18 protein-coding genes and 1 riboswitch are annotated in these 22,159 nt (G+C 63.5%); of the genes, 4 read left to right on the forward strand and 14 right to left on the reverse strand.

What is annotated here, in order from left to right:
• Positions 1-20: 20 nt before the first annotated feature.
• From ACLKMW_RS00305 to ACLKMW_RS00325, 5 genes are all read right to left on the reverse strand, one after another.
• Positions 21-908, reverse strand: coding sequence for a branched-chain amino acid ABC transporter permease (locus ACLKMW_RS00305; protein ID WP_415722376.1), 888 nt, complete (start codon positions 906-908; stop codon positions 21-23).
• A 112-nt stretch (positions 909-1,020) separates the two neighbouring features.
• Entirely contained in the window at positions 1,021-2,175 is a 1,155-nt protein-coding gene (locus ACLKMW_RS00310; RefSeq protein ID WP_415722735.1) for an ABC transporter substrate-binding protein, read from the reverse strand.
• Positions 2,176-2,262: 87 nt separating this feature from the next.
• Entirely contained in the window at positions 2,263-3,009 is a 747-nt protein-coding gene (locus ACLKMW_RS00315; RefSeq protein WP_415722377.1) for an ABC transporter ATP-binding protein, read from the reverse strand.
• Positions 3,002-3,757, reverse strand: coding sequence for an ABC transporter ATP-binding protein (locus tag ACLKMW_RS00320; RefSeq protein ID WP_415722378.1), 756 nt, complete (start codon positions 3,755-3,757; stop codon positions 3,002-3,004). The genes ACLKMW_RS00315 and ACLKMW_RS00320 overlap by 8 nt, the downstream gene beginning before the upstream one ends.
• A gap of 132 nt (positions 3,758-3,889) precedes the next feature.
• Positions 3,890-4,363, reverse strand: coding sequence for a 6,7-dimethyl-8-ribityllumazine synthase (locus ACLKMW_RS00325; protein ID WP_415722379.1), 474 nt, complete (start codon positions 4,361-4,363; stop codon positions 3,890-3,892).
• A gap of 74 nt (positions 4,364-4,437) precedes the next feature.
• Positions 4,438-4,587: riboswitch (FMN riboswitch) on the reverse strand.
• Between the two features lie 308 nt (positions 4,588-4,895).
• Between ACLKMW_RS00325 and ilvD the strand changes: the two genes are divergently transcribed.
• The 3 genes from ilvD to ACLKMW_RS00340 all read left to right on the forward strand — a co-directional run bounded on the left by ilvD (position 4,896) and on the right by ACLKMW_RS00340 (position 9,971).
• On the forward strand, positions 4,896-6,737 hold the full coding sequence (ilvD, locus tag ACLKMW_RS00330; protein WP_415722380.1) for a dihydroxy-acid dehydratase: 1,842 nt from the start codon (positions 4,896-4,898) through the stop codon (positions 6,735-6,737).
• A 170-nt stretch (positions 6,738-6,907) separates the two neighbouring features.
• Positions 6,908-8,092, forward strand: coding sequence for an MFS transporter (locus tag ACLKMW_RS00335; protein ID WP_415722736.1), 1,185 nt, complete (start codon positions 6,908-6,910; stop codon positions 8,090-8,092).
• A 115-nt stretch (positions 8,093-8,207) separates the two neighbouring features.
• Entirely contained in the window at positions 8,208-9,971 is a 1,764-nt protein-coding gene (locus ACLKMW_RS00340) for an SLC13 family permease (RefSeq protein WP_415722381.1), read from the forward strand.
• Positions 9,972-10,021: 50 nt separating this feature from the next.
• Here the strand turns inward: ACLKMW_RS00340 and secD are convergent, their stop codons facing one another.
• The 6 genes from secD to ACLKMW_RS00370 all read right to left on the reverse strand — a co-directional run bounded on the left by secD (position 10,022) and on the right by ACLKMW_RS00370 (position 18,532).
• Positions 10,022-12,556, reverse strand: a complete 2,535-nt coding sequence (gene secD, locus ACLKMW_RS00345) for a protein translocase subunit SecD (RefSeq protein WP_415722382.1) — start codon at positions 12,554-12,556, stop codon at positions 10,022-10,024.
• 100 nt (positions 12,557-12,656) lie between these two features.
• Complete coding sequence (locus ACLKMW_RS00350; protein ID WP_415722383.1) at positions 12,657-13,064, reverse strand: hypothetical protein; 408 nt, start codon at positions 13,062-13,064, stop codon at positions 12,657-12,659.
• A 94-nt stretch (positions 13,065-13,158) separates the two neighbouring features.
• Positions 13,159-14,556 carry a dihydrolipoyl dehydrogenase gene (gene lpdA, locus ACLKMW_RS00355; RefSeq protein WP_415722384.1) on the reverse strand — a complete coding sequence of 466 codons (1,398 nt, stop codon included), beginning with the start codon at positions 14,554-14,556 and terminating at the stop codon, positions 13,159-13,161.
• Positions 14,557-14,779: 223 nt separating this feature from the next.
• Positions 14,780-16,093 (reverse strand): dihydrolipoamide acetyltransferase family protein, encoded by a 1,314-nt coding sequence (locus tag ACLKMW_RS00360; protein ID WP_415722385.1) that lies wholly within the window; start codon positions 16,091-16,093, stop codon positions 14,780-14,782.
• Positions 16,094-16,095: 2 nt separating this feature from the next.
• A complete protein-coding gene (locus ACLKMW_RS00365; protein WP_415722386.1) occupies positions 16,096-17,109 on the reverse strand; it encodes an alpha-ketoacid dehydrogenase subunit beta in 1,014 nt (337 codons plus the stop codon).
• 190 nt (positions 17,110-17,299) lie between these two features.
• Positions 17,300-18,532, reverse strand: coding sequence for a 3-methyl-2-oxobutanoate dehydrogenase (2-methylpropanoyl-transferring) subunit alpha (locus ACLKMW_RS00370; protein ID WP_415722737.1), 1,233 nt, complete (start codon positions 18,530-18,532; stop codon positions 17,300-17,302).
• A gap of 405 nt (positions 18,533-18,937) precedes the next feature.
• Here ACLKMW_RS00370 and ACLKMW_RS00375 point away from each other — a divergent pair, with 405 nt between their 5' ends.
• On the forward strand, positions 18,938-19,261 hold the full coding sequence (locus tag ACLKMW_RS00375) for a BRA0787 family protein (RefSeq protein WP_415722387.1): 324 nt from the start codon (positions 18,938-18,940) through the stop codon (positions 19,259-19,261).
• A 349-nt stretch (positions 19,262-19,610) separates the two neighbouring features.
• Here ACLKMW_RS00375 and ACLKMW_RS00380 read toward each other — a convergent pair whose 3' ends face one another.
• From ACLKMW_RS00380 to cysW, 3 genes are all read right to left on the reverse strand, one after another.
• Complete coding sequence (locus ACLKMW_RS00380; RefSeq protein ID WP_415722388.1) at positions 19,611-20,060, reverse strand: RrF2 family transcriptional regulator; 450 nt, start codon at positions 20,058-20,060, stop codon at positions 19,611-19,613.
• A 194-nt stretch (positions 20,061-20,254) separates the two neighbouring features.
• Positions 20,255-21,277, reverse strand: a complete 1,023-nt coding sequence (locus ACLKMW_RS00385) for a sulfate/molybdate ABC transporter ATP-binding protein (protein ID WP_415722389.1) — start codon at positions 21,275-21,277, stop codon at positions 20,255-20,257.
• Positions 21,274-22,158, reverse strand: coding sequence for a sulfate ABC transporter permease subunit CysW (cysW, locus tag ACLKMW_RS00390; RefSeq protein ID WP_415722390.1), 885 nt, complete (start codon positions 22,156-22,158; stop codon positions 21,274-21,276). Before cysW ends, ACLKMW_RS00385 begins: the two co-directional genes overlap by 4 nt.
• Position 22,159: the final 1 nt, after the last annotated feature.

Genomic DNA, 22,159 nt, shown 5'->3' on the forward strand with positions numbered 1-22,159 from the left:
GGTCTGAACGTCCGTTGCCATCAGGATGCCCTTCCAAACAGTCCGGCCGGTTTCACCAGCAGCACGATGGCCATGATGACGAAGATGACCACAGCCGACCCTTCCGGATAGAAAACCTTGGTCAGGCCTTCGACGAGGCCGAGGCCGAAGCCGGTGATGATCGACCCGAGGATCGAGCCCATGCCGCCGATGACGACCACGGCGAAAACGACGATGATGAGATCGGCGCCCATATTGGGATTGACCGAATAGATCGGCGCGGCAAGCACGCCGGCGAAGGCGGCAAGGGCGACGCCGAAACCATAGGTCAGAGTTATCATGCGCGGCACGTTGATGCCGAAGGCCCCGACCAGTGTCGGATTTTCGGTGGCGGCGCGCAGATAGGCGCCGAGCCTGGTTTTTTCGATGACGAACCATGTCGCGATGCAGGTGACGAGCGAGGCGCCGATGACCCAGCCGCGATAATTCGGGAGAAACATGAAGCCGAGGTTCTGTCCGCCGGCGAGTTGCTCGGGAATTTGATAGGGCAGGCCGGAGATGCCGTACTGGTTGCGGAACAGGCCCTGGATGATGAGAGCGAGACCGAAGGTGAGAAGCAGGCCGTAGAGGTGATCGAGATGGTAGAGCCGGGCTATGAACAGCCGCTCGATGACGACGCCGGTGATGCCGACGACGACCGGCACCAGGATGAGTGCGGCCCAGTAGTTGATACCGAGATAGTTGAGGAGCATCCAGGCCACGAACGCGCCCATCATATATTGCGCCCCATGGGCGAAATTGATGATGTTCAAAAGCCCGAAGATGACCGCCAGCCCAAGGCTGAGAAGGGCATAGAACGAACCATTGATCAGCCCGAGCAGGAGCTGGCCAAACAAAGCCTGGGGTGGAATTCCCAACAACTCGAACATATGCCCATCCTGCGATCTATTCTCGTGTCAGAGCGCGGGCGGCCGCCACCGTTGCGCCCGCATCCGCTCGGGTGAAGGGGCATGCCGGATTGCCGGCACGCCCCGCAGCACCTTATTTGACCAGTTCGCAACCGCCGTCAGCCAATGAGCGGAACGCCTTGTCGGCGGGAATGGTGGAGACCAGATCGTAGTAATCCCACGCACCCTTGGATTCCTCCGGCTTCTTGACCTTGAACAGGTACATATTGTGGATCTTGCGGCCATCGACGCGGATCTGGCCCTTGCCGAACAGCGGGTCGTCCGTCGGCGTTTCCTTCATCTTGGCCATGATGGCGGTGGCCTCCTTGCCGCCGGTGGCTTCGACGGCCTTCAGATAGTGCAGCACGCTGCCATAAACGCCGGCATGGACCATGGTCGGCATCTTGCCGCCGTGCTTCTCGGCGAAGCGCTTGGACCACTCGCGGGTCTGGTCGTTGAGATCCCAGTAGAAGCTCTCGGTGAGCACCAGGCCCTGTGCCGTTTGCAGGCCGAGCGCATGCACGTCGGTCAGGAAGACGAGGAGGCCGGCGAGCGCCTGGCCGCCTTGGGTGATACCGAATTCGGACGCCTGCTTGATGGAGTTGATGGTGTCGCCGCCAGCATTGGCAAGGCCGATGACCTGGGCGCCCGAGGACTGTGCCTGGAGCAGGAAGGACGAGAAGTCGGTGCCGGGGAAGGGATGACGCACCTGGCCGACCACCTCGCCGCCCGCCGCCTTGACGACGGCCGCAGTATCGCGCTCGAGCGCATGGCCGAACGCATAGTCGGCTGTCAGGAAGAACCACTTCTTGCCGCCGTTCTCCACCATGGCGCTGCCCGTTCCATTCGCAAGCGCCCAGGTGTCATAGGTCCAGTGAACGGTGTTGGGCGAGCACTTGGAGCCGGTAAGATCGGCAGTGCCGGCGCCGGAATTCATGAACACCTTGTTCTTCTCGCGGGTGATGTCGCTGACGGCAAGTGCTGCCGAGGAGGTCGGCACATCGACGATGAGGTCGACACCTTCCTGATCGTACCACTGCCGCGCGATGGTGGAGGCGACGTCCGGCTTGTTCTGGTGGTCGGCGGAGATGATATCGACGGTTATGCCCTTGTCGGCGGCCTTGAAGTCTTCGACGGCCATGCGCGCGGCCACGACCGAGCCTTCGCCGGCGAGGTCCGCATAGATGCCGGAACGATCGTTGAGAACGCCGATCTTCACGGCCGTGTCGGCAAGCGCGGTGCCGGCCATCAGCGCGGCTGCCGCGGCAGCCAAAACAAGTGTCCTTACCCTCACGTCATTCTCCTCCTGTGATGGCGCCCTGCGCCCGTTGCATTCTCAAACGCCGAGATAGGCGTGCAGTTTGTCGATGTTCGCCTCGATCTCGCTGTTGGGAATCTCGTCGATGACCTTGCCCGTTTCCACGACGTAGTGCCGGTCGGCAACCGAGGCGGCGAAGCGGAAATTCTGCTCCACCAGAACGATGGTGAACCCGGACTGTTTCAGCTTTGCGATGGTGTGGCCGATCTGCTGGACGATGACCGGCGCAAGGCCTTCCGTCGGTTCGTCGAGAAGCAGCAGATTGGCTCCGGTGCGCAGGATGCGGCCGATGGCCAGCATCTGCTGCTCGCCGCCGGACAGCTTCGTGCCCTGGCTGGTCAGCCGCTCCTTCAGGTTGGGAAACAGCGCGAAGACCTGTTCGACCGAAAGTCCGCCCGGCCGCACCTGCGGCGGCAGCATCAGGTTTTCCTCAACCGAGAGGCTGGCGAAAATGCCGCGCTCTTCCGGGCAGAAGGCGACGCCGAGCCGGGCGATGGCGCGGGCCGGCAGCCTGATCGTCTCATGACCGTCGAAGACGATCGAGCCGCGGCGCCTGGCAAGAATGCCCATGATCGCCTTCAGAGTCGTGGTCTTGCCAGCGCCGTTGCGGCCAAGCAGGGTGACGACCTCGCCGGAGTGGACGGAAAGGTTCATGCCGTGGAGCACGTGGCTTTCCCCGTACCAGCCTTCAAGATCGCTTACGCTGAGGAGCGGTTTCGTTGCGCCCGGCATGGCCGGCCGTTCAATCGTCGATGCCTCAGCCATGACCAGCTCCGATATAGGCCTCGATGACTGCCGGATTTTTTGACACGGAGGCATAGTCGCCTTCGGCGAGCACCTTGCCGCGGGCAAGCACGGTAATGCGGTTCGACAACGATGCGACCACCGAAAGATTGTGCTCGACCATCAGGATGGTGCGGTTTTTCGAAACCGTGCGGATGAGCGCCGATATGCGCTCGACATCGGCCTGTGCCATTCCCGCCATCGGCTCGTCGAGCAGCAGCATTTCGGGATCGAGCGCCAGCGTGGTGGCGATCTCCAGCGCCCGTTTGCGGCCGTAGGAGAGTTCGCCGGCAAGGGTGGAGGAGAACTCGGTGAGCCCGACATCCTCAAGCAGGGAAGAGGCCTGCTGGTCGAACTGGGACAGCACACGCTGCGAGCGCCAGAAGTCGAAATTGTCGCCGCGCCGGCGCTGCAGCGCGATGCGCACATTCTCCAGCGCGGTCATGTGCGGGAAGACGGCTGAAATCTGAAAAGAGCGGACGAGGCCGAGGCGGGCGATGTCGGCCGGGGGCAATCTGGTGATGTCGCGGCCGTTGTAGACGATGGCGCCGCGACTGGGCTGGAGGAATTTCGTCAGCAGGTTGAAGCAGGTGGTCTTGCCGGCCCCGTTGGGTCCGATCAGGGCGTGGATGGTGCCCCGGGCAATGTTGAGGTCGACGGTGTCGACGGCGATGAAGCCCTTGAATTCCTTGGTGAGCCCCGTTGCAGACAAGATGATGTCTTCTGCCATCGCCTCCCCATTTTTCTTGAAACGCACATACCCTGAGCACGCCTCTTATGGGGTGACGTTACATAGACCGCGCATCGCTGTCAAAAGAGAATACGCCCCTCGAGCAAGATCGAGGGGCGCCGCCTGCAACACTTATGCGGCTATCATCGCGCGAGCTTCGAGAATCTGCGTGCAGGCATTGGCAGCCTCGACGCCCTTTACCTTGAAATGCTCCAAAAAGAACTTGCGGTGCTCTTCGCCTTCATGAAAATGATGCGGCGTCAGCACGGCCGACAGCACCGGCACGTTGCTGTCCAACTGCACGCGCATCAGCGCATCCAGCACCGTTGCGGCGACGAAATCGTGGCGGTAGATGCCGCCGTCGACCACCAGCGCGCAACCGAGGATGGCCGCGTAACGGCCGCTAACCGCCAGCGTCTTGGCATGGAGCGGGATTTCGAGCGCGCCCGGAACGTCGAAGATGTCGACGGCGATCTTTCCGCCCGAAAGAGCCTCGATCTTGTCAACGAATGCGTCGACACATTGATCGACGATCTCCGCATGCCAGCGGGCGCGAATGACGGCGACGCGAACGGTTTCGAATTGATGCTGGGGAATCTGATTCATGGGTCCTTCCTTCCGACAACCAGAATCAGGACGCACGAGACAGAATGCGAGCCGCGAAATAGCGGCTTCATCCCGTTCGTTCTCTTTCATCCGGACTTTAACCGTCGGCTCCGGAATTTAACCGGATCTGCTGACTTTTCCGGGCAACCCCCGGAAAACGCTCGCGGGCTCAAGCTTGCGCTCTTACCGCCGGTGGGGACTTCCACCCCGCCCTGAGAACAATTTACGCCGACCCTATGCCCCAACACGCCGGCGGCAGTCAATCGTCGTGAGCGACAGCGGCTAAACCAAATGTGGCAAAGTTTGGTGCCAGAGGGTGACGCGCGACATGCTTTTCGCTATAGAGAGTAACCGTGGGTACGGTTGGCGCCTGCGGGATTGGCAGTTGTGCCGATCCTGCCGCCGAAACGATACTCACCGCGAGGGGGCAAGCTCGGTTGAACCGGCTCATGCGCGCCTTCTCAGAGGTTGAATTTTCGCATGATCGTCGCGAAGCACCAGCGGGGATCAGGGACAGCTTAGGACGAATCCGATGCCAGCTTATCGCTCCCGAACCACCACCCATGGCCGCAACATGGCCGGCGCCCGCGGGCTGTGGCGCGCCACCGGCATGAAGGACAGCGATTTCGGCAAGCCGATCATTGCGGTCGTCAATTCCTTCACGCAGTTCGTGCCGGGGCATGTGCACCTGAAGGACCTCGGTCAGCTGGTGGCGCGCGAGATCGAGAAGGCGGGCGGCGTCGCCAAGGAGTTCAACACCATCGCGGTCGATGACGGCATCGCCATGGGCCATGACGGCATGCTCTATTCGCTGCCGTCGCGCGAGATCATCGCCGACAGCGTGGAATACATGGTCAATGCGCATTGCGCCGACGCAATGGTCTGCATCTCCAATTGCGACAAGATCACGCCCGGCATGCTGATGGCGTCGCTGAGGCTCAACATTCCGACCGTGTTCGTTTCCGGCGGGCCGATGGAAGCCGGCAAGGTGGTGCTGGGCGGGCAGAAGAAGGCGCTCGACCTGGTGGATGCCATGGTGGCCGCCGCCGACGATAACGTGTCGGACGAGGACGTGCAGGTGATCGAGCGCTCGGCTTGCCCGACCTGCGGCTCGTGTTCGGGCATGTTCACCGCCAACTCGATGAACTGCCTGACCGAGGCGCTTGGCCTGTCGCTGCCGGGCAACGGCTCGACGCTGGCGACCCACGCCGACCGCAAGCGGCTGTTCGTGGAGGCCGGGCATCTGATCGTCGATCTGGCGCAGCGTTACTATGAGCAGGACGATAACAGCGTGTTGCCGCGTTCCATCGCCTCCAAGGGCGCGTTCGAGAATGCCATGACGCTCGATATCGCGATGGGCGGCTCGACCAACACCGTGCTGCATATCCTCGCTGCCGCGCATGAAGGCGAGATCGACTTTACCATGGACGATATCGATGCGCTGTCGCGGCACGTGCCGGTGCTCTGCAAGGTGGCGCCGGCCAAGGCCGACGTGCATATGGAAGACGTGCATCGGGCCGGCGGCATCATGGCGATCCTCGGCGAGCTGGATCGAGGCGGGCTGATCAAGCGCGACCTGCCGACGGTTCACTCCGAGACACTCGGCGATGCGCTCGACCGCTGGGACATTGCGCGCGAAACGGTGAGTGGTGTGGCCAAGGAGCTTTTCCTTGCGGCTCCCGGTGGTGTGCCGACGCAAATTGCCTTTAGTCAGGATCGCCGTTGGGACGGTCTCGACATCGACCGCGAGAAGGGCGTGATCCGCAATGTCGCGCATCCGTTCTCCAAGGATGGCGGGCTTGCGGTGCTCAAGGGCAATCTGGCGATCGACGGCTGCATCGTGAAGACGGCCGGCGTCGACGAGAGCATCCTGAAGTTCTCCGGCCCGGCACGGGTGTTCGAGAGCCAGGACGATACCGTCAACGCCATCCTGAGCAACAAGATCAATCCCGGCGACGTGGTGGTGATCCGATATGAGGGGCCGCGCGGCGGACCGGGCATGCAGGAAATGCTCTATCCGACCAGTTATCTGAAATCGAAGGGCCTGGGGGCCGCCTGCGCGCTGATCACCGACGGACGCTTTTCGGGCGGCACGTCGGGCCTGTCGATCGGCCATGTCTCGCCGGAAGCGGCCGAGGGCGGCACGATCGGGCTGGTGCGCGAGGGCGACCGGATCGAGATCGACATTCCGGGCCGGACGATCCATCTGGCGGTCGAAGATGCCGAGTTGGAGAGGCGCCGCACCGAGCAGGAGCGCGCCGGCTGGAAACCGGAAAAGCCGCGCAAGCGCAAGGTGACGACGGCACTGAAAGCCTATGCCGCCTTCGCCACCAGTGCCGCGCGCGGTGCGGTGAGAGATCTCGGCGAAGGGTGAGTGGATCGGGCGAGCCCGAAATCTGCGCCATAGCAGTGTCGCGGACTGTCATAAGGTGCTGTCCATCAAATCCGTTTATGTAGCATTGGGCGAATTGCGCCCATTTGTGCAGCGCGCCGTTCGCGCCGCCAGTGAGCAGGAATAAGAAAGTGACCGAAGCCTCGCAGACCATGGGCCGCGCCCAGGCCGACAACACCGTCTATGCGGTGATCCTGGCGGTGAGCTTCTGTCATCTCGTCAACGACGTGATGCAATCACTGCTCGCTGCGATCTATCCGATGCTGAAGGTCGATTACGGGCTGGAATTCTGGCAGATCGGCCTGTTGACGATGATGTTCCAGGTGACGGCGTCGCTGCTGCAACCCTGGATCGGGCACTACACCGACAAACGGCCGATGCCCTATTCGCTGCCGGTCGGCATGACTTCGACCATGTGCGGCGTCATCACGCTGGCCTATGCCCACAGCTATCCGGTCCTGCTTCTCGGCGCCGGCATGATCGGCATCGGCTCGGCGATCTTCCATCCGGAATCCTCGCGCGTTGCACGGCTTGCTTCCGGCGGGCGGTTCGGATTCGCACAATCGACCTTCCAGGTGGGCGGCAATTTCGGCACCGCGCTCGGGCCGCTGCTGGCGGCGTTCATCGTGGTGCCGAGAGGCCAGACGAGCATCGCCTGGTTTGCGCTGTTCGCCTTTATCGGGGTGCTGGTGCTGAGCGGCGTCGGCAGGTGGTACAGCCATTATCGCCGCGCCGGCAAGCGCCCGGCAAGCCACTACGATGTCTCGTTGCCGCGCCGCAAAGTGGTGATGGCGCTGGTCGTGCTTGCCATGCTGGTGTTTTCCAAGCATGTCTATATGGCAAGCCTGTCGAGCTACTACACCTTCTACGTCATCAACAAATTCGGCGTTTCGGTGCAGGAATCGCAGGTCCTGCTCTTCATCTTCCTTGGTGCGGCCGCGGTCGGCACCTTTCTTGGCGGGCCGATCGGCGATCGCTTCGGGCCGAAATTCGTGATCTGGTTCTCGATCCTCGGCGTGCTGCCGTTTACCTTGGCGCTGCCTTATGCCGATCTGTTCTGGACGAGAATACTCACCGTGCTGATCGGACTGATCCTTGCCTCGGCATTCTCTGCCATCGTGGTGTTCGCGCAGGAACTGGTGCCCGGCCGCGTCGGGATGGTCGCGGGCATCTTCTTCGGCTTCGCGTTCGGCATGGGCGGACTTGCCGCGGCTGTTTTGGGCGTCGTCGCGGACTTGAAGGGCATCGACTTCGTCTACAAGATCTGTTCGTTCCTGCCGTTGCTCGGACTGCTGACGATCCTCCTGCCATCGCTGAAGGACACACGCAGGCACTGATTCATCTGCCGCAGTTTCGGCAACGATTCGGCTTGCGAGACGTTTCCAGTCGCTGTTACAGCATCGTTGCGTCGGATCGCGGGTGCTGCGCACGGCGAACGGGGGCGAGCATTGCATGACCTTGGACCAGATCCTGTCAATCGGCGTCATCTCATTGATGATGGCGGCATTTGTCTGGGGCCAGTTCCGCTACGACCTCGTCGCCGCAGGGGCCCTGCTTGCCGCGATTGCCGTGGGCGTGGTGCCCTATGATGCGGCATTTGACGGCTTCAGCGACGACATCGTCATCATTGTCGGCAGTGCGCTTCTGGTCAGTGCCGGCGTGGCGCGCTCCGGCATCATGGAATATGCCATCAAGCGCTACGCACCCAATGTCTCTTCGGTGCGGGCACAGGTGGCGCTGCTCGTCGTCACGGTGACCGTTCTTTCGGCCTTCGTGAAGAATATCGGCGCATTGGCGATCATGATCCCGATCGCTTTCCAGTTTGCGCGGCGCTCCGGCGCTTCGCCGTCGGTCTTCCTGATGCCGATGGCGTTCGGCTCGCTGCTTGGCGGGCTGATGACGCAGATCGGCACCTCTCCCAACATCGTGGTCTCGCGCCTGCGCCAGGAAATCACCGGCACCGCGTTCAACATGTTCGACTTCACGCCTGTGGGCGCGGCGCTTTCTCTGGTGGGCATAGTCTTTCTCGTACTTTTTTACGGGCTCTTGCCGAGGCGGGCGCGCGAGAATGCGTCCATGCATGAGGCGATCAACATCAAGAACTACGTGGCTGAGGCCATGATCGTTCCCGGCTCCACCGTCCTTGGAAAGCCGGTTGCGGATTTGATGAAACTTGCCGAGGGCGAGGCGATCGTCACCTCGATCCTGCGCTCGGGCGTGCGCATCACCCCGCTTCCCGACGCGGTGCTGCGGGAGGGCGACATCGTGCTGGTGGAGGGCGACCCCGAGGCGCTCGACCGTCTGGTGGCGCAAGCCAAGCTCAGCGTCACCGGCGGCCGCGACACGGCCGAAAAGGCTACGGACGTCGAGGTCGTCGAGGCGGTGATCGGCGAAAACTCGATGCTGATCGGCTGGTCGGCGCAGCGGCTCGACCTCTACAACCGCTTCAACGTCAATCTGCTGGCCGTCAGCCGCAAGGGCGAGCGCCTTTCCGAAAGGCTGGGCACGATTACGCTGAGGCTCGGCGACGTCATCCTCTTGCAAGGCAACCGACAGGCGTTGCCGGAAATCCTTCGCGATGTCGGCCTGCTGCCGCTTGCCGAACGCAAGATACTGCTGGGCAGCGTCCGACGCGGCGTCGTGCCGGTGCTGATCCTGATCGCGGCCATGGGCGCCACGGCGGGAGGGCTGGTGCCGGTGGCGGTCTCATTCTTCGCCGCGGCGGTTGCCATGGTGACCTTCAAGGTCATCCCAATTCGCGAGGTCTATGCGTCGATCGACGGGCCTATACTTATCATGCTCGCCACACTCATTCCGGTGAGCGATTCATTGCGGCGAACCGGCGCGACCGACATCATGGCCGGATGGCTGTCCGAGATCGGCGCGGGCTTGCCGCCCTATGGCGCGCTGGCGCTGATACTGGTGGCGGCAATGGCCATCACGCCCTTTCTCAACAATGCGGCAACGGTGCTGGTGATGGCGCCGATCGCCGCCGGATTTGCCGCCGGCCTGCAATATCGCCCCGAAGCCTTTCTCATGGCGGTCGCGATAGGTGCGGGCTGCGATTTCCTGACGCCGATCGGCCACCAGTGCAACACATTGGTGATGGGGCCGGGCGGCTATCGGTTCAGTGATTACGCGCGGCTCGGCTTGCCGCTGTCGCTGATCGTCATCATCGCCTCGGTACCGATGTTGATGCTGGTCTGGCCTTTATAAAAGTATGAGGACGCGGCGCTCCGGGAGCCGTAAGCGCCGCGCTCTTGCGCTCATCCCTTGGCGGCGGGCAGCGCCTTGGTTGCCGCTTCGCCGCGTTCGCGATGGTGCTGCCACCAGTCGCCGAGCAGCAGCAGGATCGGTGCTGCGATGAAGATCGACGAGGTGGTGGCGACGAATACGCCGAACACCATCGGCACGGCGAAATTTTCCACCGCGCTGCCGCCCCAGATCGCCATCGGCAGCATCGACAAAAGGATGGCGCTCGATGTGTAGAGACAGCGCGCGAGCACCTGATTGATGCTCATGTCGATGAGCTGGCGAAGCGGCATCTTCTTGAACAGCCGCAAATTCTCGCGCATCCGGTCATAGACGACGACCTTGTCGTTCAGCGAATAGCCTATGATCGTCAGGAGGGCGGCGATCGCCGTCAGGTTGAAGTCGAGCCCGAGCAGCGCGAAGAAGCCGACCGCCTTGGTTGTGTCGAGGATCAGCGTGACGATGGCGCCGATGGCGAAGTTCCATTCGAAGCGCCACCAGATGTAGACGAGCATGGCAAGCCCCGCCAGCACCACCGACAGCACGCCCGAGCGCGCCAGTTCGCCGCTGACCTTCGGGCCGACGACTTCGGTGCGTTCGAACTTGACCGACGGATCGAGCTTCTGCACGGCGGACTTGACCGCGGCAACGGCTGCGGTCTGGGCGGTTTCGCCGCCGTCCTGGCGCTGGACGCGGATCAGCACGTCCTTGTCGCCGCCGATCTGCTGCAACGCCACTTCGCCGAGATCGAGATCGCCGAGCGTGGAGCGCAACTGGGCCAGATCGGCCGGCTGCGAGGTGGTGATCTCGACCTGGATGCCGCCCTTGAAGTCGATGCCGTAGTTCAGGCCAGGCTTGATGAACAGGCCGATGGAGGCGAGCGACAGCATGATCGACATCGCGATGCCGAGGAAGCGGGCGTTCATGAACGAGATCGAGGTCTTGTCCGGGACGAAGCGGATCAGCGGATGGATATTGATCGTCTTCATGCGCCGCCGCCGCACCACCTCGGTCATGATGACGCGCACGACCGCCACCGCCGTGAACAGCGACAGGCAGGTGCCAAGGATCATGGTTATGGCGAAGCCCCGCACCGGCCCGGAGCCGAACATGAACAGCAGGCAGGTGGCGATCAGCGAGGTGACGCTGGCATCGATGATGGTCGAATAGGCACGCTTGAAGCCGAGATCCAGCGCGGCCATGGCGCTGACCCCGCGCTTGGACTCCTCGCGTATTCGCTCGTTGATCAGGATGTTTGCGTCCACCCCGAGCCCGATGCCGAGGATGATGCCGGCGATGCCGGGGAGCGTCAGCGTCGCGCCGAGCAAAGTCAGTGCACTGAAGGTGAGGATGAGGTGCAGAAGCAGCGCGACATTGGCGATCATGCCCCACATGCCGTAAAGCGCCACCATGAACGCCACGACCAGCGCGAAGCCGGCGATGCCGGTGTAGATGCCCATCTGGATGACGTCGCCGCCGAGGTCCGGACCGACCGTGCGTTCCTCGATAACCGTCAGCGGGGCGGGCAGGGCGCCGGCGCGCAGCAGGGCCGAAAGCACCACCGTGTCCTCCACGGTGAAGCTGCCGCTTATCTGCCCCGAGCCGCCGGTGATCGGCTCGCGGATAACGGGCGCGGAAAGCACCTTGCCGTCAAGCACGATGGCGAAGGGCCGGCCGACATTGGTGCTGGTGATTTCGGCGAACTGACGCGCGCCGATGCTGTCGAAGCGGAACGAGACGATCGGCTCATGGGTGCGCTGGTCGAAGCCCGCGCGTGCATCGGCGAGCCGCTCGCCGCTCAGCGTCACACGATCCTCGACCGGGTATTTCTGTCCGGTCTTGGCGTCGGGCAGCATGGTGACGCCCGGCGGCAGGCGGTCGCCTTCGACATTGTTGGCGACCATGTGGAAGTCCATCTTGGCGGTGCTGCCGAGCAGTTCGCGCAGGCGCGTCGGGTCCTGCAGGCCCGGCAGTTGCACCAGTATGCGGTCGGAGCCGACACGCTGGATCGTGGGCTCGGCGACGCCGACCTGGTCGACACGCTGGCGCACGATTTCGAGGCTCTGCTGAAGGGCTGCGTCGAGGCGGTCGCGCAGACCGGCTTCGGTAAGCGTGACCTTGATCTGGTCCGCGGTGGAGGCGACCGCGATGTCGGCCTGCGCGCCGCCGAGGGCGAGATTGCCCACCGGCACCGCCATCGCCTGGAGGATTTCCAGCGCTTTGGCGCGCTGAGCCTCGTCGGCGATGTTGATGACGATCGCATCGCCGACGGTGCGAGCCGATTGCGGGCTGATGCGCTCCTTGCGAAGCGCGGCGCGCGCATCGTCGAGCACCGAGCGCAGGCGGTCGGCCTTCAGCGCGGCGGCATCGACCTCAAGGACAAGATGGGAGCCGCCTTGCAGGTCGAGCCCGAGCGTAACCTGATGCTTGGGAAACCAGGCGGGCATGGCGGCAAGCTGCCTGGCGGTGAACAAATTCGGTAAAGCGACGATGATGCCGGCGAGAATGATCGCCGCATAGGTCATGAGGACCCATCGGGAGGTTTTCATATGTCTGATCCCATGAGACGCTTTCGCCGGCGCCTTGTGGCGTCGCGATGAAAGCCGTCAATTTCGTGGAAAGAGCCGCTTGCCGAGCAAGCGGCAGCGATCAGACGATGGAGGGCGGTGCGCGAGCGCTGAAGCCTCGTGCGGCGCTCCTAAGGGCAAAGGTCTCGTGCCTGGCCGCGACGAAGTGTTTTGCGGCAAGCTGCGCCGCACGGATTTCCGGCGGCACGACGGCGGGATCGGCATCGCCGCCGGCCTGCGCCGGTTGCGGCCTGCTGTTCTGCCAGTCGGCAATGGCGATATTGCGCTGCTGGCTTACAAGCGTGGTGCGCTCGCCGCCTGCGTATTCGCTCGCCGCGCTGGCCGGGCCTTCGGCAAGCAAACGAGCCGAACGCAGGGTGGAAGTGCCGCCAGCCAGAGCGTGGACGGCGGCGAGGAAAACCGCAAACCACAGCAAAGCGACGGACTTCACTCCGCGCCTTTTCGAGCTGTCGGTCGGGATCGGGTTCATCGTCCTCGCGTCGGCCTTCGAGCTTGGCAGCGGGAAAACGCCAAGCTGCGGGCCGTGTTTCTACACGATTACGGCAAAACTACCAATCCCTGCATCAAATGTGCAGCGCGTGGCCGAGCCCCTTGAGGGCGGCTTCCTGGAAACCCTCGCCCTGAGTGGGGTGGGCGTGGATGGTGCCGGCAACATCTTCCAGCGTCGCGCCCATTTCGATGGCGAGGCCGAAAACGGTCGAAAGCTCCGAAACGCCCTGGCCGACCGCCTGGATGCCGAGCAGGAGGTGATTGTCGGCACGCGCCACGACGCGCACGAAGCCTTCCTCGCCGAGTCGGGTCATGGCGCGGCCATTGGCCGAGAAGGGAAACTGGCCGACGCGGACTTCGCGCCCGGCTTTCCGAGCCTCATCGGGCGAAAGGCCGGCGATGACGATCTCGGGATCGGTAAAGCAGATGGCGGGAATGCAGCGCTTGTCCCAGGAGCGTTTGTGGCCGGCGACGATTTCGGCCACCATCTCGCCCTGGGCCATGGCGCGATGCGCCAGCATCGGCTCGCCGGTGACGTCGCCGATGGCAAAGACGCCACGCATGGAGGTGCGGCACTGCTCGTCGATGCGCAGGAATTTGCCGGCGCGGTCAAGATCGAGTTCTTCGAGTCCCCAGCCTTCCACGACCGGTTTGCGGCCGACGGTGACCAGGATCTTTTCGGCCGACAGCTTCTTTTCCGCGCCGTCCTTCATCTCGACCAGAAGCGCGTCGCCCTTGGAGGATAGGCGTTTTGCCTTGGCGCCGGTCAGCACGGCGATGCCGAGTTCTCCGATGCGCTTGGCGACGGGCCGGGTCAGTTCGGCGTCATATTGCGGCAGGATGCGCGGTTCGGCTTCGACGACCGTGACCTTGGAGCCAAGCTTGGCGAAGGCTATGCCGAGTTCCAGCCCGATATAGCCGCCGCCGACCACCACAAGCTTTTCCGGCAGCTTCGTCAGCGCCAGCGCCTCGGTCGAGGAAATCACCGGGCCGCCAAAGGGCAGCGAAGGCAGCTCGACCGGCGCGGAGCCGGTGGCGATCACCACCGTTTCGGCACGCACGATCTGCACACCCGTCTCGGTCTCGACCTCCAGCGTCCTGCCGTCGCGAAACCGGCCGCGGCCCTGGACGATCTTGACGCCCGCCTTCTTCAGGAGGCCGGCAACGCCGATATTGAGGCGGCCGACGATACCGTCCTTCCAGGCAATCGTCTTGGCAAGATCGAGCTTCAGCGCCTCGACGGAGATGCCGAGCGGGCTGGCCGAGCCCGCCATGTGCATGGTCTTGTCGAACTCCTCGGCCGCGTGGATCAGTGCCTTGGAGGGGATGCAGCCGACATTGAGGCAGGTTCCGCCCGGCTTTCCCGATTCGACAATCACCGTATCGATGCCGAGCTGGCCGGCGCGGATGGCGCAGACATAGCCGCCGGGGCCTGCGCCAAGAACCAGGAGCTTGCAGGAGATGTCCTTCATGGCCTTCCCCAATGCATGCTCCAGCGCATCTTCGCACCCCCCTCTGTCCTGCCGGACATCTCCCCCTCAAGGGGGGAGATCAGGCTGTATCTGGCGCCTGCGCCAATAGTCGACGTTGCAGGAAGATCGGAGAAGGCAAAGCTGCCAATCTCCCCCCTTGAGGGGGAGATGTCCGGCAGGACAGAGGGGGGTGCGCAATGGTGCATAAGGTGCAATCGCATCATCACCCCTCGACGAAAATCATGGCAGGGGTTTCGAGCAGCGTCTTGATGCGCTGGATGAAGACCGCCGCGTCCCAGCCGTCGACCACGCGGTGGTCGAAGCTCGACGACAGGTTCATCATCTTGCGTGGAATGAACTGGGCGCCGTCCCAGACCGGGCGGACCATGATCTTGTTGACGCCGACGATCGCCACTTCCGGATGATTGATGACCGGCGTGGTCACGACGCCGCCCATGGCGCCGAGCGAGGTGATGGTGATGGTCGAGCCGGAAAGCTCGTCACGGCTCGCCGTGCCCGCCTTGGCGGCCTCGGCAAGGCGGTTGACTTCGGACGCGCAGTCCCACAGGTCGCGCGCTTCGGCATGGCGCACCACCGGCACCATCAACCCGCCGGGCGTCTGGGCGGCGATGCCGACATGCACGCCGCCATGCTGGTGGACGATGCCGGCCTCGTCATCGAAAAGCGCGTTGACATTGGGCTGGTCGCGGATCGCCTTGACCATGGCGCGCATCAGGAAAGGCAGCAGCGTCAGCTTCGGCTGGTCGGGCCGTTTGTTCTTGTTGAGGGCGGCGCGCAGGTCCTCGAGCGCCGTGACGTCGATCTCCTCGACATAGGTGATGTGCGGGATGCGCGATTTGGCGAGCGCCATCTTCTCGGCGATCTTGCGGCGCAGCCCGACGACCTTGATGTCTTCGACCGTCGTGTTGCGGGCCAGGCCGGCGCCGGGGCGGGCCTGCAACGGCCCGCGCGCCAGAAAGGCGTCGAGATCGTCATGGGTGATGCGCCCGGCGGGTCCGCTGCCGGTCACCTGGCGCAGGTCGACGCCGGCCTCTCTGGCGCGCAGCCGCACGGCCGGTGAAGCGACCGGCTTTTCGCTTTCGGCGCGGCGCGGCGCGGCGGGACGGGGCGGGGCGATGGTCGCCACCATCGATGCAGCGTGCTTTTCCGCCGTGTGCGTGCTTTCAGCCGGCGTCGGCCTTGCCGGTCTTTCCGGCGGCTTGCCTTCTGCCGGTTTCCCTGGCGGTGGGGGCTCAGTCTTGCCGGGCGCGGCGGGCGGCTCACGGTCCGCCCCTTCGGCCACTTTGAGCCGGATCAGCGGCGAGCCGACGGCGACGACGTCGCCCACTTCCGCTCCAAGCCATATGATCTCGCCGTCTACGGGCGAGGGGATTTCAACGGTCGCCTTATCGGTCATGACGGCGGCAAGCAGCATGTCCTCGCGCACCAGATCGCCGATGGCGACGTGCCATTCGACAAGTTCGGCCTCGGCCACTCCTTCGCCGACATCGGGAAGCTTGATGACGTGCTCGCCCATGCTCACGCCTCCATGGTTTCGATGAGTGCCTGGCCGACGCGCGCCGGCCCCGGAAAATAGTCCCATTCCTGCGCATGCGGGTAGGGCGTGTCCCAGCCGGTGACGCGGGCGACCGGCGCCTCCAGATGATAGAAGCAATGCTGCTGGACCAGTGCCGCCAGTTCCGCGCCGAAGCCGGAAGTCAGCGTCGCCTCATGCACGATCACGCAGCGGCCGGTCCTGGTTACCGAAGCGACGATGGCTTCGAGATCGAGTGGCAGAAGGGTCCTGAGATCGATGATCTCGGCGTCGATGCCGGTCTCCTCGGCCGCCGCCTCGGCGACATAGACCATGGTGCCGTAGGCCAGCACCGTCAGGCTCGATCCCTGGCGGCGTATGGAGGCTTTGCCGAGCGGTACGGCGAAATGACCCTCCGGCACCTCGCCCAGGCTGTGCTTGGACCACGGCGTGACCGGACGGTCATGATGTCCGTCGAAGGGTCCGTTGTAGAGCCGTTTCGGCTCCAGGAATATGACCGGGTCCGGGTCCTCGATCGAGGCGATGAGCAGGCCCTTGGCATCCTGAGGGTTGGAGGGGACCACCACCTTGAGGCCCGAGACATGGGTGAATAGCGCTTCCGGGCTCTGGCTGTGGGTCTGGCCGCCGAAGATGCCGCCGCCGGTCGGCATGCGTATCACGATCGGGCAGGTGAACTCGCCATTGGAGCGGTAGCGGATGCGGGCGGCTTCCGAGACGATTTGGTCGAAGGCCGGGTAGACATAATCGGCGAACTGCACCTCCACGCAGGGGCGAAGGCCGTAGGCCGCCATGCCGATGGCGGCGCCGACGATGCCGAGCTCGCTGATCGGGGTGTCGAAGCAGCGGGTGCGGCCGTATTTCTGCTGCAGGCCCTGCGTGCAGCGGAAAACGCCGCCGAAATAGCCGACATCCTCGCCGAAGACGACGACATTGTCGTTCTGGCCCATCGACACGTCCATGGCATCGCGGATCGCCTCGATCAGGGTCATGCGCGGCATAGCGAGACTCCCGCAGCGTCGTGGTCGACATCCTCCCCCTCATCCGGCCCTTCGGGCGACCTTCTCCCCGCTGGGGAGAAGAAAGGGCCAGCCGGGCCACCGCACCTCCTCTCCCCTAGGGGAGAGGGTGGCGGCGCAGCGGCCGGGTGAGGAGGGATTGTGAAAGCGAGTGTCGCTAAGCAAATCATCTCTACACCCCCGCCTGCTGACGCTGGCGCCTGAGATGCGGCGGCATCTGCGCATAAACGCCCTCGAACATGTCGCGGGTGGAAGGCTTGCCGCCTGAATGCAGCGTGCCGTGGCTTTCGGCCTCCTTCTGCGCGGCGATGACCGTGGAAAGGATTTCGGCTTCGGCCTGGGTATGGCGCTCGGGCGACCACAGTCCGCGCCGGATCAAATGATTCTTCAGGCGGATGACGGGATCACCGAGCGGCCAGGCATCCGATTCGGTCTTGGGGCGATAGGCTGAAGGGTCATCGGAGGTCGAATGCGCGCCGACGCGGTAAGTCACGTGCTCGATCAGCGTCGGGCCCAGATTGCGGCGAGCGCGCTCGGCCGCCCATTTGGCAACGGCGTGGACAGCCAGATAGTCGTTGCCGTCGACGCGAAGGGCGGGAATGCCGAAGCCGAGGCCGCGCGCGGCAAAGGTGCCGGAACCGCCACGGGCAATGCCCTGAAAGGTCGAGATCGCCCACTGGTTGTTGACGATGTTGAGGATGACCGGCGCACGGTAGGTCGAGGCAAAGACGAGGGCGGCGTGGAAATCGCTCTCGGCGGTCGAACCGTCGCCGACCCAGCCGACGGCAATCCTGGTGTCGTTGCTGATCGCCGAGGCCATCGCCCAGCCGACCGCCTGGATGTATTGGGTGGCGAGATTGCCGGAGATCGAGAAGAAACCGTGCTCCTTCGACGAGTACATGATCGGCAACTGCCGCCCCTTCAGCGGGTCGCGCTCGTTGGAATAGATCTGGTTCATCATGTCGACCATCGGGTAGTCGCCGGCAATCAGCAGGCCGGCCTGACGATAGGTCGGAAAATTCATGTCTCCCGGTGTCAGGGCCTTGCGGAAGGCGCAGCTCACCGCCTCCTCGCCCATATGCTGCATGTAGAAGGAGGTCTTGCCCTGGCGCTGCGCCATCAGCATGCGGGCATCGAAGGTCCGAAGCGTCATCATGTGGCTGAGGCCTTCGAGCAGTTCTTCGTCCGAAAGCGTGCCGGCCCATGGCCCGACCGCCTCGCCCTCGCGGTTCAGAACGCGGATGATCGAATAGGCGAGATCGCGAATCGATCGGGGGTCGGCGTCGATTTCGGGGCGCGGCACGGAGCCCGCCTTGGGAATGGGAACGTTGGAGAAATCCGGCGTGCCGCCGGGTCGGACCTCGGGCTCAGGCACATGCAGGCTGAGCGCTCTTTCCTCGGTCATGCTGCCAATTCCTTGCGGTTCGGCCTGGCTGATGCGGGTTGCATCGTCCATTCATCTCACCGCCCGCGGCCGCGATCAAGCCCTGGGAGGCTGGGCTCGATGCCCCGGTTCGGGCGCTGATTTTGCCCTCTCGAAATTTTGTGGTTCAATGGCGGCGCGGAAGGATAGTTCCTGTCGCGCCGCGAATTTGGAACAGCGTTTTGTGTCGTTTTGGGTTATGGTCGCGGCCTGCCCACTCGTAAAAATAATTTTTGGAGGATCAGGCGGGAGCCGACGGACCGCCGCTGCGACTTACGCATAGGTTGAAATCGGGAATCGATTTTGGAAAGGCTTATGCTCTTTTAGAGGGTTACAGCGTCCTTCGCGCCCGGTGCGAACGGCGCTGCAGAGAAAGTGAGGAACGATATGCCGACTTTGCTGCCGCCGCTCCATGAAGGTCATGCCCCCTTCATCCTTCACCAGGCATTCCATGATGCGCTCGACGCCTATGAGGAATGGTCGCTCGACGCGTCCGAACCCTTCGTGGATTTCGATGGCAACAGCGTCGCCATTAGCGCGGTGTTCGGGCGTATGCGCAGCTGCACCGACATCCTGCCTATTCGTACGCTTGAGGCGGTGCGCGTTATCGTCGGGAACCGGATGGAAGACGAGATCGCCGACGACCAGGTGACCTATTCCCATGCCGCCCTGCTGCTTCGCGCATTGTGCGTGGATCGACTCAGGTCCTGATCCTTCCTGAAGCAAATTCTCGCGATCTGCTGTTTATTGGAATTTTATCTCGGAAATTCCTGCAGAACGGAAAATTTTTCTGTTGTGTGAGGCGCTTTCCTAATCGACAATGTCTATAAAGTTCATAGACTGTGGCCGTGACGGAGGTTGCGTATGACAGATACTGAACGGTCCGACAGCGCTCGACGGTTGTTCCGGGTTTCCGGAACCTCACATTCTTTCGATGTTCGCGCGGGCCTTGAGAGGATGATCTTCGCTCTCGCATTCGGGTTTGCCATCGCGCTCGTGTTCGGCCTGTTTGCCTGAACACAACGGGACGAGATGATTCGGTCGCACGGTTGGACCGCCTTCAAAGCCCGTATTTGACGTCTCTAAGCATGTCGTCATTATCGGCGTCGCGCATCGCCGCGAGGCTGCGATTGTCGAGCACCTCGGCGATGGCCTGGCGAACCTCAAGCATCATGTGGCGGACCTGGCAGACCGTTTCGTCACAGTCGTCGCAGCGTTCATATTGCGTATGGCTGGCGCAGGCGATCGGCGCCAGCGGACCGTCCAGCACGCGGATGACGTGGCCGATCTTGATCTCCGCGGCCGGGCGGGCGAGGCGGTAGCCGCCATCCTTGCCCTTGCGGCTCTGGACGAAACCGGCATTGCGCAACTCGCCCAGAATGGCGTCGAGGAATTTTTTGGGAATATTGTTGGCAACCGCGATGTCGTTGACGAACGCCAACCGGCCAACCGGCATCCCGGACAGATGCACTAGAGCCTTGAGGCCGTATTTGCCTTTTTTGGTCAGCATGAAAGCGACAATTCTTCAGACGTTCGTGGACGGGTTTGGCGAGTGTTTGTGTGCAAATGATGACACATCCGCCCCAGAACACCCCTTCCATCAGACGTAGAATCGCAGCCGCGCCCAGACAAGCGCAAACATGTTGATTTCAGGTGCGTTTTTGGGCGTTTGTGGCGGATTTGACGCTATCGCGCGCCCGTTCCTCAGCCGGCGCCGAAGACGCGCCCACGCCGCACCGTCACGAAACCCTCGTTGCCGGCTTCGGCAGGCGTTTCGGGCGCCACATCCAGCTCGAGAGTTTCGCCCTGATCCGTCGTCGCCAGGATGCGCCTGCCGTCTGGCCGATCGATGACGCGCAGGATCTTCGCCGCCACTCCGCCGCCTTCGGCCGACCAGTCGAGATCGTTGGGACGCATGAAAATCTCGGCTTTCCCGTCCGCCACGTCCGGCGCGGCGAAGCCGATACCGCCGACACTCGCCGTGCCGTTTCGCACCGTTGCCGACAGCCGGTTGGCATCGCCGAGGAACTTCATGACAAAGGCGGAATTGGGATTGCGGCAGACCTCCTCGGGCGTGCCCTGCTGCACGATCTTGCCGGCGTTGAGGATGACGACCCGGTCTGCAAGATCGAGCGCTTCCTCCTGGTCGTGAGTGACGAACAGCGTGGTGATGCCGAGTTCGTCATGGATTTCGCGCAGCCAGCGGCGCAGGTCGCGCCGCACATTGGCGTCCAGCGCGCCGAACGGCTCATCGAGCAGGAGCACCTTGGGATCGACGGCCAGCGCACGCGCCAGCGCCACGCGCTGGCGCTGGCCGCCGGAAATCTGCGTAGGGAAACGTTCGCCAAGCCCGTCGAGCTTAACCAGATGCAGGAGCTCGGCAACGCGGGCGTCTATCTCGGCCTTGGAGCGCTTAACCTTCGACACCTTCATGCCGAAGGCGATGTTCTCCGCAACCGTCATATGCGGAAACAAGGCATAGTGCTGGAAGACGAAGCCGACGCCGCGATTTCGCACGGGAATGTCTGTGGCGTCCCCCTCGCCGAAATAGATCTTGCCCGCGTCGGCATATTCGAGACCGGCGACCATGCGCAGGATCGTGGTCTTGCCGGAGCCTGACGGTCCGAGCAGCGCCACCAGTTCGCCGCTTTCGATATCGAGCGACACGCCATGCACGGCGCGGAACGTGTCGAACGTCTTGACGACGGTGTCGAGGCGGATTTTCACGTCGCAGTCTCCGAAGCGGGTTGTGGGGCGGCCAGCGCCGGGCGTCCGCCGCGGCCGGCGCCCTGGCGCTCGAGCAGCACCTTGGCGATCAGCGTGGCGACGGCAAGCACCGCCAGGATGGAGGCTGCGGCGAAGGCGCCTGCGGTCTGATAGTCATGATAGAGCAATTCGATGTGAAGCGGCAGCGTGTTGGTCTGGCCGCGAATGTTGCCCGAGACGACTGAAACCGCACCGAATTCGCCCATGACGCGGGCGTTGCACAGCACCACGCCGTAAAGCAACGCCCAGCGGATGTTGGGCAGCGTCACCGAGAAGAAGGTGCGCCAGCCGCTGGCCCCAAGCGAGGTCGCCGCCTCCTCCAGGTCGCGTCCCTGCGCCTGCATCAGCGGGATCAATTCGCGGGCGACGAAGGGCGCGGTCACGAACATCGAGGCAAGCGCGATGCCGGGTAGTGCGAACATGATCTTGATGTCGGCCGATTGCAGCGCCGGGCCGAACAGGCCCTGCAGGCCATAGACAAAGAGATAGGCGACGCCGGCGACAACCGGCGAGACCGAGAACGGAATCTCGATGACAATCAGCAGCAGGCGCCTGCCGGGAAAATCGAATTTGGTGATCGCCCAGGCGGCAGCGACGCCGAAAACGGTGTTGATCGGCACGGCGATGAGCGCCGTCAGCACGGTCAGGAAGATGGCGTGGCGGGTGTCTGGGTGGGCGATCGCCGCCGAGTAAACCGACCAACCCCTCGATGACGCCTCAATGCCGATGACGACCAGCGGGGCGACAATGAAAAGCGCGGTCACGACCAGGACCGCGCCGATGAGGCTGCGGCGGAAGGCCGGCTGATCGCCGACGCGCGGCGGCTTCTTGTGCTTGGCCATG

It is taken from the genome of Borborobacter xinjiangensis, assembly GCF_047739745.1.
Classification (GTDB): Bacteria; Pseudomonadota; Alphaproteobacteria; order Rhizobiales; family Rhizobiaceae; genus Pseudaminobacter.